The sequence below is a fragment of the Coprobacter secundus subsp. similis genome (assembly GCF_015097275.1).
Taxonomy (GTDB): Bacteria; Bacteroidota; Bacteroidia; order Bacteroidales; family Coprobacteraceae; genus Coprobacter; species Coprobacter secundus.
Map to the genome: position 1 here is coordinate 1,658,896 of NZ_AP023322.1, position 16,104 is coordinate 1,674,999.

9 protein-coding genes and 1 riboswitch are annotated in these 16,104 nt (G+C 34.8%); all 9 genes read left to right on the forward strand.

Annotated elements, in window-relative coordinates; genetic code table 11:
• Window positions 1-181: 181 nt before the first annotated feature.
• Window positions 182-382: riboswitch (cobalamin riboswitch) on the reverse strand.
• A 313-nt stretch (window positions 383-695) separates the two neighbouring features.
• The gene (locus Cop2CBH44_RS06655) at window positions 696-1,274 is read left to right on the forward strand and encodes an RNA polymerase sigma-70 factor (RefSeq protein WP_200755762.1); all 579 of its coding nucleotides are present in this window, start codon (window positions 696-698) and stop codon (window positions 1,272-1,274) included.
• A gap of 81 nt (window positions 1,275-1,355) precedes the next feature.
• On the forward strand, window positions 1,356-2,327 hold the full coding sequence (locus Cop2CBH44_RS06660; RefSeq protein WP_200755763.1) for a FecR family protein: 972 nt from the start codon (window positions 1,356-1,358) through the stop codon (window positions 2,325-2,327).
• A 230-nt stretch (window positions 2,328-2,557) separates the two neighbouring features.
• Window positions 2,558-4,435, forward strand: coding sequence for a DUF4838 domain-containing protein (locus Cop2CBH44_RS06665; RefSeq protein ID WP_200755764.1), 1,878 nt, complete (start codon window positions 2,558-2,560; stop codon window positions 4,433-4,435).
• A gap of 8 nt (window positions 4,436-4,443) precedes the next feature.
• Complete coding sequence (locus tag Cop2CBH44_RS06670; RefSeq protein WP_200755765.1) at window positions 4,444-6,327, forward strand: beta-N-acetylhexosaminidase; 1,884 nt, start codon at window positions 4,444-4,446, stop codon at window positions 6,325-6,327.
• 129 nt (window positions 6,328-6,456) lie between these two features.
• Window positions 6,457-9,780, forward strand: a complete 3,324-nt coding sequence (locus Cop2CBH44_RS06675) for a TonB-dependent receptor (RefSeq protein ID WP_200755766.1) — start codon at window positions 6,457-6,459, stop codon at window positions 9,778-9,780.
• A 10-nt stretch (window positions 9,781-9,790) separates the two neighbouring features.
• Window positions 9,791-11,218 carry a RagB/SusD family nutrient uptake outer membrane protein gene (locus Cop2CBH44_RS06680; RefSeq protein WP_044228049.1) on the forward strand — a complete coding sequence of 476 codons (1,428 nt, stop codon included), beginning with the start codon at window positions 9,791-9,793 and terminating at the stop codon, window positions 11,216-11,218.
• Window positions 11,219-11,221: 3 nt separating this feature from the next.
• Window positions 11,222-11,731, forward strand: coding sequence for a hypothetical protein (locus Cop2CBH44_RS06685; RefSeq protein WP_200755767.1), 510 nt, complete (start codon window positions 11,222-11,224; stop codon window positions 11,729-11,731).
• A 22-nt stretch (window positions 11,732-11,753) separates the two neighbouring features.
• Entirely contained in the window at window positions 11,754-13,445 is a 1,692-nt protein-coding gene (locus Cop2CBH44_RS06690; protein WP_200755768.1) for a LamG domain-containing protein, read from the forward strand.
• 128 nt (window positions 13,446-13,573) lie between these two features.
• Window positions 13,574-16,069 carry a glycosyl hydrolase family 18 protein gene (locus Cop2CBH44_RS06695; protein WP_200755769.1) on the forward strand — a complete coding sequence of 832 codons (2,496 nt, stop codon included), beginning with the start codon at window positions 13,574-13,576 and terminating at the stop codon, window positions 16,067-16,069.
• Window positions 16,070-16,104: the final 35 nt, after the last annotated feature.

The following is a 16,104-nucleotide window of genomic DNA, read 5'->3' on the forward strand; positions in this document are numbered from 1 at the left end:
TTATAAAGAAAGAGGGAAGTACACCCTCTATCTGACTGCTGATGATACACGTCATAGCATTATGCATCATCACACAGGACGAAAACCCTACATATAATAGTATCTTATTCACAATTTTCATTTCCTAATTCTATCCCACGAGAATATAAGAACTGTTGATTTTACAATTAAATAATAATTAAAATCACAACCGAACATGGCAGGTCTTCTGACTGACTCCAATTCAAGACGCCTTCCCAACAAGATGCCAGTGACTTCATAATCTTGAACTTTTATAGAGCTTCACAGCAGCGGGACTGTCCGGGAATTTCACCCGATTCCCTTTTCATTGGATTTAAAAAATAAAATTTATCAAATCCAAACCAAATTCGGGCTACAAAGATAACTAATAATTGAGTTTTACAACATTTTTTTTCTGAAATTTGGCTTTCGAGATCTTAGCAATTGCCATATATAAGTCAATAATTTCACTTATCCGGCTCATTCTTCAAGACATACATTAACAACAGTCTCTCATAAATTCGTACTATTATTCTATCTTCTTTTTTAATACAACAATTTCATAAAATAGAATATATAGAATAAAAAATATCTCCAATTTTCTAATATTTTTTACTACATTTCAATATTTTATAATATATATTTATATCTTTGTTCAAATCATGTCAGCCAAGAAAAAACAGTCCTCAATATATATGGATGAAGATTACATTAAAAATCTACAAAAAGGTTCATATTCTGATTTTAATAAACTATATAATCTCTATGCAAACAGATTATATGGATTTGCATATAACCTCACCCACTCTTCCGATATGGCAGAAGAAATAGTTCAAGAAGTATTTCTAAAAATATGGCAAATCCGAGAACATATATCCCCCGACTATTCATTTCATTCTCTTCTTTTTACTATTGCCAAAAATAAATTTTTAAATAGTCTTAGAAAACAGATTTCATTATGCTCCTATGATGAATATACTGCACATTTTAACAGCATCTCCTACTCTGAAAACACAATAGAAAATGATATTGCATTTAAAGAATTAAACGATAAAATAATACAAGCCAAAGAGAAATTAAGCCATCGACAAAAAGAAATATTTGAAATGAGTAAAGAACAAAATTTATCAAATCAAGAAATAGCTTCCCGTTTACATATTTCTGAACAATCGGTAAGAAATCAGCTAAGTTGTGCACTCAAAGTTTTAAAAGAAGAGCTCATAAAAATAGGTATATGTTTTATTTTTATTTACACGAACGGGCCCAAATACTAAACAAAGTTAATAATCACATAAGCACATGTTACACAATATTACATTTTGTGTATTGCTTTATAAACAGAGTCAATGTTCAATATGGAAGAACAAGAAAAAAACATACTCGAAAAATATATTCAGGGCTCAATCAATGAAATGGAATATAATGAGCTCAAACAGATGGTTATAACCGGAGATGAAAAGAAACTCCTCGAAATGATAGATACATGTTATCACAAAGATACGAATATTTATGCTATGCCCCTAACTGCCAAAGATACTTTACGTAACAAAATTTGGCAGCAAATTAAAAAAGAAAACTTCCGTAAACGTATACAAAAATTTGCAGCCCTTGCTGCTACCATATTATTACCCATATTTATTTTCTCAACCACATATTTCTATCTTCAGGCTGATAAATACAAACAAAAGCCCAACATTATTACCTCTAATAATGGCCAAAAAGCAGAATTCACTTTACCAGACGGTACAAGTGTCCACTTAAATAGTGGGTCAAAACTATCATATAATTCGGAATATAATGGAAGCATACGAGAAGTTATTCTCGAAGGAGAAGCTTTCTTTGATGTCACCCCTAATAAAGAAAAACCTTTCATTGTAAAAACATCTGTTTTCAATGTAGAAGTTCTGGGGACTTCATTTAATGTTTCCATTTACAATGACGAAAATATTGCCGAAACTACCCTAATAGACGGTAAAGTAAAGCTTACACTAAATAATGACCAATCACAGCCTATTTATCTGACTCCATCTCAAAAATTTGTATATTCTAAAATTAATAAAAAAGGAAATATATATCTAACTGACGAAGAATATGAATTAGCTTGGAAAAATGGAATATTGATTTTTAAAGCTGAATCTCTCGAAGAAGTATTCCATAAAATGGAACGTTGGTACGGAGTCACAATCCACTATGACAAAAATAATATCGTAAACGACCAATTTACAGGAAAATTTAAAGCTCTGACAATACAAGAGATGATGAATATTTTACGTATGCATTATAACCTAAAATATAAAATCGAAAATAATAACATATATATAATCTAAAGACAAAACAATTATGAAGAACACTGATTATGGCTTATAAATAATAAGCCTTAGCGCTAGCTTTGCCCATTCTATGCCGTTCAAAAATTAAATAAAAACTTACACAAACCAGATTTAGAAGAAGTTTTAAAAAGGCAATTTATAAAAAAACTTTTTTATATAAATATACCTGTCCCAAAACTTCATCAAACTGTTATTGTGCTTTCTAATCACCAAAAAGAATAACCATTATGAAAAATTTTCTATTGTACATCGGTATTCTGATATTTTCTTACTCATGTACACCTTCTTCCAACTTTTATATCGAAAACGGGAATACATTTATAGTCATTGACCAACACGCTTCCAATGCAGCAATCCTGGCTGCTCATGAATTACAACACTTCATACAAAAATCATCAGGAATCAAATTACCTATTGTAAAAAGTGTCCCATCAAAACAAGCTAAACTATTCTGCATAGGTAAAAGTCCATATACACCCGAACTCGACACAATCCAGTTCAAAGCACAGGAATATCTTATTAAAATCACTCCCGAAAAAATAATTCTTGCAGGGCAAGATGAGAATAAGAAACATGACAACGGACGCGATAATAACGGAACTACTCTCTCCAATGATCGTTTAAAAATAAATTATTCTCAACTAATCAATGACTCTATAGGACATAAAGAAATTACATTACCTTCAATATACGATGCTCAAGGTAGCTGTTATGCGGTATATGATTTTCTTGAAAAATTCATAGGAATCCGCTTCTACGGTCCACACCCATTAAATATCATTATACCTCAAAAAGCAAAAATACAATTTCCCCTTACAGAAATAAGACGTACTCCCGATTTAAAATATAGAGTCGGTACATATTCTTTCGAATGGCCAATGATGAAAGACCAATATTTCAACTCCTCCGGAGAAATGTTTCAACTTTTCTTAAGGAGAATAAAATTTGGTGGTGAAAAATGGGCTGCAAACCACGCATTCTCAACCTATCAAGACCGTTTTTTGAAAAAAAATCCAAAGTGTCCAGAATTATTCGAATCATACCATCCCGAGTACTTCGCACAAGGCCGTACTGGAGGTGCACACGAACGACAATTTTGTTATACCAATAAAGCATTCATCCAACAAGTAGCTCAAGATGCACGAGATTATTTTGATGGTAAACCGTTAAAAGGAAACCAAATTGCTTTAGGTGACTATTTTGCTGTAGTACCACTTGATAATGCCAATTGGTGTCAATGTTCTGAATGTAAAAAGCAACTTGAAATCGATAAAAACAACATCCGAGGAGAACATTTTAATTGCGGAACAGCTTCCCTCTATTTATGGACATTTGTAAATAATGTAGCTAAAGAAGTCAAAAAAACTCATCCAGATAAAAAAATCGCAGCTTTAGCTTACCATGTATACGCTTACTTACCTAAAGACATCACTCTCGAAGACAATATCTCAGTAGCACCTTGTTTACATCCTCGGAACTACTGGGCCCCCAAAATGAAGGAAAACGAAATAGACTTTTACAAAGAATGGATTATCGAAAGTAAAAAAAGCGGACGTCCAATCTATTTATGGAATTACCTCTGTTTCCCGACAGAAAGAGGTCTGATACAAAATTTCAATGTATTTCCAGGGTTCAATATTCACGAAGTATCGGAACAAATAAAAATGTATGTTCAAGATGGAGTACAAGGCATATTTTTATGTGGCATAGGCGAACAACTCGATTTTTACACAACAATGAAATTATACGATGATGCCACTGCTGATACCGATAAAATAATTAATGAATTTTTTACTTCTTACTTCGGCAATGCCGCACAACCAATGCAAAATTTCTATCGTAAAATCGAATCGATATACTCCAACCCAAACAACTATCCATCCAATATACAAACAAAAGACGCCCAATTTCACCAAACAGAAGAAATCGCTTGGAAATATTTAGGAACCGATACAGTCATGGAAGAACTCGGCAAACACATTAATGATGCTTTGCAAGCAGCATCTACTCCTATTGAAAAAGCCAGAGTAGAATCTTGGTCCAATGGCATATGGGAATATATGAAAGCCGGAAAAGAAAAATATCTGTTAGCCACTGAAAAATAGAACAAATTATGGATATAAAAAAAATCTTATCTCTGCTATCCCTTTTATTGATCTCTTATTGTTGTACATCAAAAGAAAATCTAAAAGATGAAACAATACGCATTATACCTTTACCCAACTATTACGAATCTCGACCCGGAGACTTTGATATCAGCAAAAATACTACAATCGGCATCGAAACATCCGATTCAAATATGGTTTCATTAGCCCAATATTTCAATGAAAAACTCTCACGTACCATAGGATTCGAACTCCCGATAAAATCCTCCGGAGAAATTATTTTTGAACTTACAGAAAAACCAGACTTAGAACAAGAAGGATATCACGTTTCAGTAACACCTGATAAAGTAAGAATCCATGCAAATACTCATCATGGTATCTTTAATGGCATACAATCATTACTTCAATTGATTCCCATAAATACATCTTCCAAACTTGATAAAAATACTTTATGGAAAATTAGTTGTATTGAAATAAATGATAAACCACGTTTTGCCTGGAGAGGTTTAATGCTTGATGTAAGTCGTCATTTCTTCACAAAACAAGAGGTAAAAAAATATATTGATTTAATGGCAGAATATAAATTCAACGTTTTTCACTGGCATTTGACCGATGACCAAGGATGGCGCATTGAAATAAAATCTCTTCCTCGCCTTACAGATGTCGGCGCTTGGCGTGCCCCCCGTGTTGGAAACTGGTGGGAAAGAGAACCCCAATCAGCAACAGACACACTTTCCTATGGAGGTTTTTACACACAAGAAGATATACGGGATGTGATAGAATACGCCCGTAAACGTTTTATCACTGTTGTACCAGAAATAGATGTCCCGGGGCATAGTATGGCATTTCTTACATCATATCCCCAAGTATCATGTACTGGAGGTCCCTTCCATATAAACGTAGGCAATACTTTTTATACTAAAGAAGAAAATTCTCTATGTGCCGGAAAAGATAAAACATACGCTTTACTCGATTCTATATTCAGTGAAATAGCCTCTTTATTCCCTTCATCATATATACATATCGGTGGAGACGAATGCTATAAAGGTTTTTGGGAAAAATGCCCCGATTGCCAAAAACGTATGTCTATAGAGAAACTTCAGGATACAAAACAACTACAAAGTTATTTTATAAAAAGGGTAGCTTCCTCTATACAAAGAAAAGGGAAAAAAGTTATCGGTTGGAATGAAATTCTCGAAGGAGGTTTAGCCCCAGAAACCATCGTCATGTCTTGGCAAGGTGTAAAAGGAGGAATAGAAGCTGCCCAACAGGGACATCACGTAATCATGACACCATTCGAACACTGCTATCTTGATCTATACCAAGGAGATCCAGCAGTGGAACCTAACACTTACTCTATGTTAAGATTACAAGATTGTTACAAATTTCAAGTTGTACCTGACAGTATTGACGCATCATTCATTTTGGGAGGGCAAGGAAATCTTTGGACAGAATCAGTACCACATTATCGGCAAGTTGAATATATGACTTGGCCCCGAGCAATGGCTATTTCAGAAACATTATGGAATGACACTTGCTCCCGAAATTGGAAATTCTTCACCCAAAGAGTCGAAAAACAATTTACATATCTCGACCAGTTAGGTGTCAACTATTCCCGCAGTCTTTATGATCCTATCATACTGCCTTTTATGAATAGCAATAACCAACTGCAAATAGAACTAAAAACAGAGATTGAGGGACTTGATATCTTTTATTCATTTGATAATACAATTCCTGACATCTATTCCAACTTATATACAGGAATCCTTTCTGTACCTAAGAATGCTTCTATGTTAAAAGTTGTCACTTATAAAGGTCAACAACAAATGGGAAAACAAATCAACTTAACTATAGATGAACTAAAAAAAAGAATAGTTGAAAATAATAAATAACCTGTTTTATAACATAAAAAAATAAATGTTACAAATTGGAATTATATGTGTATTACTATTTGAACGGCAAGAATAAATAATCTGAGATTTTTAACTCGAATATGTAAACCAATATGAAAATCACAAACAATGAAATACTTTAAATCAATATGGAAACCTGCTCTATTACGTACAGCTTTACTTCTATTTATTCTGAATGGAAGTATCTTAAACGTCATTGCCCAGGAACCTAAATTATCAATCAACCTGAACAAAGTAACAATAAAACAATTTTTCAATGAAATACAACGTAAAACCGATTATACTTTTTCTTACCGAGAAGGAATATTGAACAATAATAAAGATGTTTCAATTTCGGTTCACAATAAAAACTTATCTGAAATACTAAAAAGTGTACTTGATTCTAAGGGATTGAGCTTCTCAATACAAGCTAAATCTATCGTTATTACTCAACAACTCCAAACGTCCACTCAATCTTTCACTTTAAAAGGGAAAGTTACAAACAGCGAAGGGGAACCTCTTATCGGAGTAACGGTTCTTGCCAAAAACAGCAAAAACGGGACAGCAACAGACTTCGACGGGAATTTCTCAATTCGCATCAATGATAAAAACACCTCACTTCAATTTACTTATGTAGGCTATAAGCAAGAAAATGTACAAATAAAAAATCATAAGTTTATTACAGTAATAATGGAAGAAGATAGCCATATGCTAAATGAAGTTGTAGCTGTAGGATACGGTGTAATGCGAAAGAGCGATCTTACGGGGTCAGTTGTCAGAGTTGGAAGCAAAGATATCTCCAATATACCAACAGTAAGGCTTGACCAAGCTCTGACAGGAAAAGCTTCAGGAGTACATATTACAAACACGTCAGGAGAACCTGGAGCAGGAACTAACATTCTTATCCGCGGAGGTAATTCTATATCAGCCAGTAATGAACCCCTCTATGTAATTGATGGATTTATCGGTGCTGGAGACTTGAACTTAATCGACCCTAACGATATAGAATCTGTAGAAATTTTGAAAGATGCGGCAGCCACATCAATATACGGTGCCCGTGGAGCAAATGGCGTTGTAATTGTAACGACAAAGCGTGGTACCGAAGGACGTAATAATGTTACAGTCAATACCTATATCGGGGTACAGCATATCGCTAAAAGATTAGAAATGATAAATGCTCGTGAATATGCTGAAATGTTGAATCAACAAGATGTATCTGTAAACCAAGAACCATCTATAGAAAATCCCAGTATATACGGTAAAGGGACTGATTGGCAAAATGAAATACTACGTATGGCTCTTATGCAAAACTACCAAATTGCTGCATCAGGGGGTAATAAAGATAGTAGATACTATCTATCTATAAGTATGTTTGACCAAGAAGGAGTAATAAAAAACTCCGGAATCAGACGCTATCAGACCCGCCTAAATCTTGACCGGAAAATAGGCAAGAACATAAATATCGGAGCCAATTTTCAATTCTCTTACTCTCAAAGAAAACCAAACTTAGTCAGTCTAGGAGGATTCGACTATCAAAGTTCTGCATTAGCTACACCTCCGACAATGGGAATTTATAATGAAGATGGTTCTTATGCTGCCGACAGTCCATCCAGAGTTGTAAGCAATAAAATCGATAATGTTGTAGCACAATTAAATGAACGTAAAAAACAAGAAAAAGCCGCCAGTGTATATGCTGGTATATTCGCCGACTGGGAAGCTATAAAAGGTCTTAAATTTAAGACTTTCCTCGGATTAAATGCCAGCAACAATAAAACAAGTGAATACAAACCGAGTTCATTACCTACCATGATACAAAACAAAGTAAAAGGTGAAGCTTGGATAAATCAAGGAGATAGTTACTCCATTCTCTGGGAAAACACAGTAAACTATATGAAAGAAATAGCCAAAAGCCATCATCTGACAGTATTAGGAGGATATACGCTGCAAACTTCACGTAGCGAAGGGCTAAGCCTGTACGGTAAAAATTTCACAAACGACTTGCTCGATTGGAACAATCTTTCAGATGCAGAAACTAAAACCCGTCTAATAGGCAGTTCTGCTTCAGAATGGGCTATAATTTCCTATTTAGGTCGTATCAATTATTCTGTTCTTGACCGCTACTTGGTTACTGTTACCGGACGTTATGATGGTTCATCCCGATTAGGTAAAGATAATAGATTTGCCTTTTTTCCATCCGTTGCCGTTGCTTGGAGACTTTCGGAAGAAAAATTTATGAAACGATTTTCCAAACTCGACAATCTAAAAATCAGAGCCAGTTACGGACTATCAGGAAATCAAGATATTGCTTTATACCAAACTTTACCTTTAATGAAGCAACAAAACGTAATATTAACAGATATCCCACAAGTTGGATATATACCTGACCGTTTAGGCAATGACAAACTAAAATGGGAAACTACTGCACAATTTGATTTTGGTATCGAAGCCTCATTTTTCAAATCTCGATTAAATATAGAATTCGACACTTATACCAAAAGAACACGCGACTTACTACTCGATGTCGAATTTCCGTACACATCTGGTTTCAAAAACGGATTTATGAATGTCGGAAAAATCTCGAACCGCGGTGTAGAACTGATGATACGTAGCACGAACATCGTTACTAAAGACTTTTCCTGGACTACAGAATTCAACATAGCTCGAAATAAAAATAAAGTAGTTGCATTAGGCCCAGATAAAGATTTCGAATACACTTTTCGACCGGGATTAGGTACCCACCCTTATTCATGGTTAAAAGTTGGACAACCAGTAGGTGCATTTTATGGATATATTATGGATGGTATTTACCGTACTCGAGAACAAATTGAGGCAGGCAACGAACCTAACGCGTCCTTAGGACAAAAAATCTACCGTGACATCAATGGAGACGGAGTGATTACGATAGAAGACCAAACGACAATAGGAGATCCCAATCCTGACTTTTTCGGAGGCCTGAACAACACATTTACTTACAAAAATTTTACATTGAACGTATTCCTTCAAGGGACATATGGAAATGACATCTTATCTGGTGGAGATTTTCTATACGCTACAGTCGATCCTCGTTTTGTAAACCAATATAAACGGGTCAAAAACTTCTGGTCTCTTGATAATCCTAATGCCGAATACCCCAAACTCTATTCAAATGATGAATATCAGCCATCTACTTATATGATTCATAATGGTTCACATCTCAAAATAAAGAGTGTCAGCCTTTATTACAATTTACCTGTAAAAAAATGGAAACGCAACAAAGTTATTTCAGAATTCCAATGTTACATCACCGGAACCAATCTCTTTACTTTTACATCATACAAAGGATATGATCCAGAAGTAAACACTGGAACAGAAGGCGGATATAAAGTATATTCGGCGAATGTACTCAGAGGTATGGACTTTACAGCCTATCCCTCCGCAAGAACCTTTACTTTCGGTATAAAATTGACACTATAAAAAAACAATCATGAGAAAACTAAGAATAACTGTTTTATGTATACTAGCTATTACACTAAGTTCATGTCTTGACATGCTAGACAAAGACCCTATTTCCCAGCTTAGTGTAGATAAACTTTTTGAAACAGCCGATGGAGCCGATGCTGCTGTTGTAGGCTGTTATAGTTTCTTATACGGAACTGGATATTATTGGCAAGAACGATGGGTATTTGCTTTTGAAGGAACTGATATATCTGGTAGTGCCGGTGGTTCAGCCAATTATCAATGGACAGCTGGAGAAAATCGGTGGAGTGACTGGTGGCTAACAACCTACCAAGCAATCGGTGCCTGCAATACAACAATTACCCGACTCGAAAAATCGACTTTTGACGAAAACACTAAAGAAAAATTACTAGCAGAAGCTCGTTTTTTGAGAGCATTTTACTACTACCACGCTCTTACTTACTGGGGTGGTGTACCTCTATTGAAAAAGGAAATTACTTCTCTTGACGAAGTAAAATACGTAAAACGATGTACTCGTAATGAATTAGCAGATTTCATCATAACAGAAGCTGGAGATGCCGCAAAAATACTCGATAAAGACCCTGCTGTAGCCACTCGTGCAAGCAAAGGAGCAGCATTAATGTTACAAGCAAAAGTATATATGTGGCAAGAACAATGGGAAAATGCAGCAAAAACTTGTGAGGAAATTATGAAATTGAATAAATATGACTTGTTTGACAATTATAGCGAAATTTTTTCTGAACAATATGAAAATCAAAAAGAACATATTTTTTCGGTTCAGTTCAATGCTGACTATACAGAATTCTCGGCACGAATGTTATGGTATTTAGGCCCCAGTAAAGATGAATGGGATAAATTCAACGGACTCGGAGGTAGTTCTGCCCCAACTTCTTTCTACAATAAATATGATGAATGGGACTATCGCTTGGAACATAACTTAGCAAAAACATGGCGTAATAAACCATTCAAAGACAGCCGAATAGCAATTATCAAATACTGGGACCGTACAGGAAACCAAATGCTCGACCACGATGGATTAAACTTCCCGGTATTTAGATACGCTGACGTACTACTCATGTATGCAGAATCATTAAACGAATGGAAACATGGTCCTGTAAAAGAAGCTTATGATGCAGTAAATGAAGTACGTATACGTGCAGGAGTAGATGAAATAGAGAACTATAACTACGAAAAATTCAAATCATTTATTCAAGATGAACGCGCCCGTGAACTTTGTTATGAAGGACACAGAAGATTCGACTTGGTCCGTTGGGGTATTCTCGTAGAAACTGTAAAAAAAATCAGTAAAGAAATAAATTCCAGAGGAGGAGAATATGTTGATGAACGACACAATCTCTGCCCTATTCCGGAAACAGAAATTATCAAAAATGTCAATCTTGAACAAAACCCCGGATATGAAACTTCTAACAAATAAGATATGAAAACAACAGCCAAAATAACTTTAATACTTACTATCATACTTTCTTTCACAGCATGTGACAAAAATGAAGAGGATTTTTCCGAAAAAGATAGTTATTTATATATATGGAACGTACGTACTTGGGTGATAGGTACCGAAAGTAAATTATCTGACATAAAAGTCACATATTTCTTTAAAGGAGATACTGCTCGAGTAAAACAAATCAATTTCTGGGTCATAAAAGAAAATAGTACTTTATATGCTAAAGATGCAATGGAGCATCAAGATAAAGCTTATCAATTGACTCAAATACAAAATGACCCAAACCAGAAAGAATATAAAAATCAGTGCTCTTTTCGTTTTCCAGACGAAATCACAACAGATTACGACGGAGACCCTTTTATTCCTGGCGGTGAATACCGACTGGTAGTAAAAGCTTTAGGCACTGACGACAAAATTGTCGATAGCCCTACAATAGAATCTGGAGTATTTACCATATATGATCCAAATGCTTCTGAAGAAGAATAATTAACCTTAATAAATATATCTTATGAACAAAAATAAATTTTTATGTCTCTTATGCATATTTGTAAATCTATGCTTATCAGCACAAACAACAGGGAACAAAGCTTTTCAACTAAATGTCAATAACGGAGATGCTTATCTCAACTGTGGAGATATAATTCAACTTAATAATACCCCCCAATATACTATTGAAATGTGGGTAAATGTAACATTAAGCAACCTCCCCGACCGTTTTATCATGTTCAAGAAAGAACAAACCGACGAAAAAAATCGGATTAAAGTTCAAATAGAAAAAAATGGTCAAATATATGTCATGCAATCGAATGGCGCAGATGGAGCATTCGCCCAAACTCCTGTGGGTACATATCCCGAAAGCGGATGGCATCACATTGCTTTAGTCTATGATGGAGAAAAAGAAACCTCCGACAATGGAGCCATGACCATGTATATCGACGGAATAAAATTGCCGTTATCAAATGCAACATTTAAATCAACAACAGGGAACATAGATGCTCCCTTTGTCATTGGTGGTCCTGCACTCAACGTCCAATATGACGAAATAAAAATTTGGAATAAAGCATTAAGTGCTTCAACAATTATTGAATGGAAAGGATACAAAGTCCTCAGTTCTCATCCAGAAAAAGAGTCTCTCGTAGCCTATTATGATTTTCAGAATATTTCGGAGGAGAACAACATACCTAACATAAAAGGGAACTATCCCGCTACATTTAAAGAATCAGAAGCAACCATTATAGACACAGAGCTCTCTATTTTAGAGAGCCTGCCAATTCCAGTCGACATCAACAATGGATTTAAAATCAATGTAAATAACGGTGACGCTTATCTTAATTGTGGCAACATAAATGAGCTTAATAATGCTGACCAATATACAATTGAGACTTGGGTAAACGTCAATCTAAATGAATTACCCGACCGTTTTGTCTTGTTCAAAAAAGAACAAACCGACGAAAAAAATCGGATTAAAGTTCAAATAGAAAAAAATGGTCAAATATATGTTATGCAATCGAATGACGCTGATGGAGCATTCGCCCAAACCCCTGTGGGTACATATCCCGAAAGCGGATGGCATCACATTGCTTTAGTCTATGATGGAGAAAAAGAAACCTCCGACAATGGAGCCATGACCATGTATATCGACGGAATAAAATTGCCATTATCAAATGCAACATTTAAATCAACAACAGGGAACATAGATGCTCCCTTTGTCGTAGGAGGTCCATCATTAAATGTTGAATACGATGAAATAAGAATATGGAACGAAGCTTTAACACCTAATGTTATAAATGACTGGAAAAATTATAAAATAGACAATTTCCATCCCAACAAAACTAACTTAATCGTCTATTATGATTTCGAAGATGTATCCAATACTCAAGTAAACGATCGGCAAGGAAATTATCCTGCAATCTTTAAAGCTGACGAAGCCGAAATCAAATCGAATGACTTAAAATTATATCAAAAAGAAAATATCCCAACTACAATAGAAAATATCATTACAACGGATAATAATAATTTACAAATTATTTCAACAGCTAAAGGAGTCAAATTAATCAGTACCATCCCCCAGACCTTACATATTTATAATATATCTGGCATATTAATACGTAGTTTACAAATCAATGTAAGTACAACAACTATTACAGATTTACCTAAAGGATTGTATATTGTAAATAAACAAAAAATAATCATTCAATAAATAGAATAAGAGAGGAGAGTGGACAGTAAAAGGCAGAAATTTTAACTCAATCTTTTACTCTCTACTCTTAAAAATCTTACATCTCAGTGTATAATACATAAATATTTTATTTACCAAAAAACATACTTATGAAAAGAAATCTATTTTTGTGCTTTTTATGTTTGTTCTGTATAATCACTACAGCAACAGCTCAATTATCCGGGAATAAAGGATTTAAATTGAATGTAAACAGTAACGATGCTTATCTCGATTGCGGGAACATAACTCAATTGAATAATACCAGTGCCTATACGATAGAGGCTTGGGTAAATGTCAATCTGGACGATTTAGCCGATCGGTTTATTATCTTTAAAAAAGAACAATCTGACGAACGTAATCGTATAAAAGTACAAGTTGAAAAAAACGGGCAAATTTATGTAATGCAAGCCAGCAATGACGGAGCTTATGCACAGACATCTGCCGGAGCATATCCTAAAAGCGGGTGGCATCATATAGCTTTGGTATACGATGGAACCAAAACCAGTACAGACGAAGGCGTTATTATACTTTATATAGATGGAATAAAACAAAGTTTCTCAAACGCATTTTTCAAACAAAAAACTGCAACTATAGATGCAAATTTCGTAATCGGAAGCCCATCAATAGCCAGCTATGATGAGATAAGAATATGGAACAAGTCTCTCAGTGCTGAAACGATTTCAAAGTGGAAAAGTTATAAAGTGCTGGACTCTCATCCCGATAAAGATGCCCTAGTCGCATATTATGATTTCCAAAATGTAACCGGTGCAACAGTCCCTGACTTAAAAGGCTCATATCCAGCTACATTTAAAACATCTGAAGCTGAAATTCAGGATATCGATTTAAAAATATTTGAAGAAGTCGGAGAAATGACTATAGAGAGTGCAATGGTTTCTCAAAACACTGGGAATGCTTACGTCAAAGAGGAAAATATCCAATTGCTAACTTTAAAAATAAATACAGTTGGAGCAGGCGAGCTTTATTTATCTGGACTGGACTTCTCTCTCGACGGAACAACAAAGTTGTCTGATATTATCAGCGTAAACGTCTACTACGCAGGCAATAAAGCTCAAATATCAGATGATTCATTCACAATGAATTATCAAGCATTAAGACCTGGAAGTACTGGGAAAATAGAACTAAGAGATGGCGAAAATTCCGAAAAACAATTATTAAGTGTTGGAAATAACTTCTTTATTGTCGCCATAAGGCTAAAACCAACAGCTACTGACATGAATAAACTCGATGGACAAATCACAAAATTGTATTTTGATAATGGAAATGAGATGACACCTCAAGATCCTTCACCTTCAGGAGATATGACCATACGACAAATATATACACTCAATCAAGAAGCTTATACACAAAAATGTGCAGCATTCAACAATCAAATTGTATTTGGCTGGTTCCCTTGGTTCAGTGTGAATACAATAGATAAAGTAGATTGGAAGGGGCTTACTCACATATCTCCTATTGGGTTTGAAATAGATAAAGGGAACTATGTACCTACATTTGAAGATAAAGGCATAGATTTAAAATGGCCCTGGATAGACTTCATCAACGATGCTCACAAAAACGGAGTTAAAGTAATTGCTGCTATTACAGGTAATGTCCGAGATGGAGGCAATACTCAATTTTATGTAGATTTATTTTCAGACTCTCAAAAAATGAGAGCTGCAGCCGCAGCCATTGCTCAATTTGTGGATAAATACAATTTAGATGGTATCAATATGGACATTGAAGAATTTTATAATACAATACCCAACCATGGAGTAAAATACAATGAACTCATAAAATACATTAATGAAGAGTTGGAAAACATTAATCCAGACTTCGAGCTTTCTGTTGCAACATATCCGGGAAATGAAGAAGGTGCATGGGATTTCCCCGGAATGTTAAAATATTCTGATTTCTTGACTATCATGATGTACAATATAGGAACAACTTTCACTTGTCCTTTACCCAATGCTAAAGAACGTATCCAAAAATACTGGCTCGATATAAATATACCAGCTTCAAATTTAGTTATCGCTTGGCCTTATTATGGAAATCTTTTCAAAGACGGGAATAATGTAGGTACAGCAACTCTGGGAAATATTCCTATGTATTCAAAAGATAACAATATTACCTGGGATGAATCAGCTCAATGCAATATATATAAATATAACGAGGACGGAGCCAATATGACAGCCTATGTCGAAGATATAAAAAGTCTCGGTTTAAAATATGACTACACAAAACAAGGAGGATTCAAAGGTATAGGAATTTGGGCCTTAGGACAAGATGCAGGTATGGAAAGTCAGGCTTATGCTTTAATACGTGAATACTTTGATACAACTTATGAAGGTAACAGCATAGAAAAAAACGACATCTCCGGTAATATTTCAATCTATCCAATCCCCGTACAAAACAAGCTCAATATCCGTACAACCCACAATTCGGCTATTCTTGTAAAAATATACAATTCTATAGGGCAATTAGTTCTAAATAAGACCCTTGCTTCTACATATGAATATATCGATGTAAATAATCTCGCTTCAGGCTATTACATCATACAAGTACAGACCGATACAGATACCAAAACATTCCGAGTAATTAAAAAATAAATCTCAGCATATTAAATTTCAAAGGCTATCTCCTT

Coding starts and splice junctions, on each gene's coding strand:
- Cop2CBH44_RS06655 (WP_200755762.1), top strand. CDS start 696: ATGGATGAAGATTACATTAAAAATCTACAAAAAGGTTCATATTCTGAT.
- Cop2CBH44_RS06660 (WP_200755763.1), top strand. CDS start 1,356: ATGGAAGAACAAGAAAAAAACATACTCGAAAAATATATTCAGGGCTCA.
- Cop2CBH44_RS06665 (WP_200755764.1), top strand. CDS start 2,558: ATGAAAAATTTTCTATTGTACATCGGTATTCTGATATTTTCTTACTCA.
- Cop2CBH44_RS06670 (WP_200755765.1), top strand. CDS start 4,444: ATGGATATAAAAAAAATCTTATCTCTGCTATCCCTTTTATTGATCTCT.
- Cop2CBH44_RS06675 (WP_200755766.1), top strand. CDS start 6,457: ATGAAATACTTTAAATCAATATGGAAACCTGCTCTATTACGTACAGCT.
- Cop2CBH44_RS06680 (WP_044228049.1), top strand. CDS start 9,791: ATGAGAAAACTAAGAATAACTGTTTTATGTATACTAGCTATTACACTA.
- Cop2CBH44_RS06685 (WP_200755767.1), top strand. CDS start 11,222: ATGAAAACAACAGCCAAAATAACTTTAATACTTACTATCATACTTTCT.
- Cop2CBH44_RS06690 (WP_200755768.1), top strand. CDS start 11,754: ATGAACAAAAATAAATTTTTATGTCTCTTATGCATATTTGTAAATCTA.
- Cop2CBH44_RS06695 (WP_200755769.1), top strand. CDS start 13,574: ATGAAAAGAAATCTATTTTTGTGCTTTTTATGTTTGTTCTGTATAATC.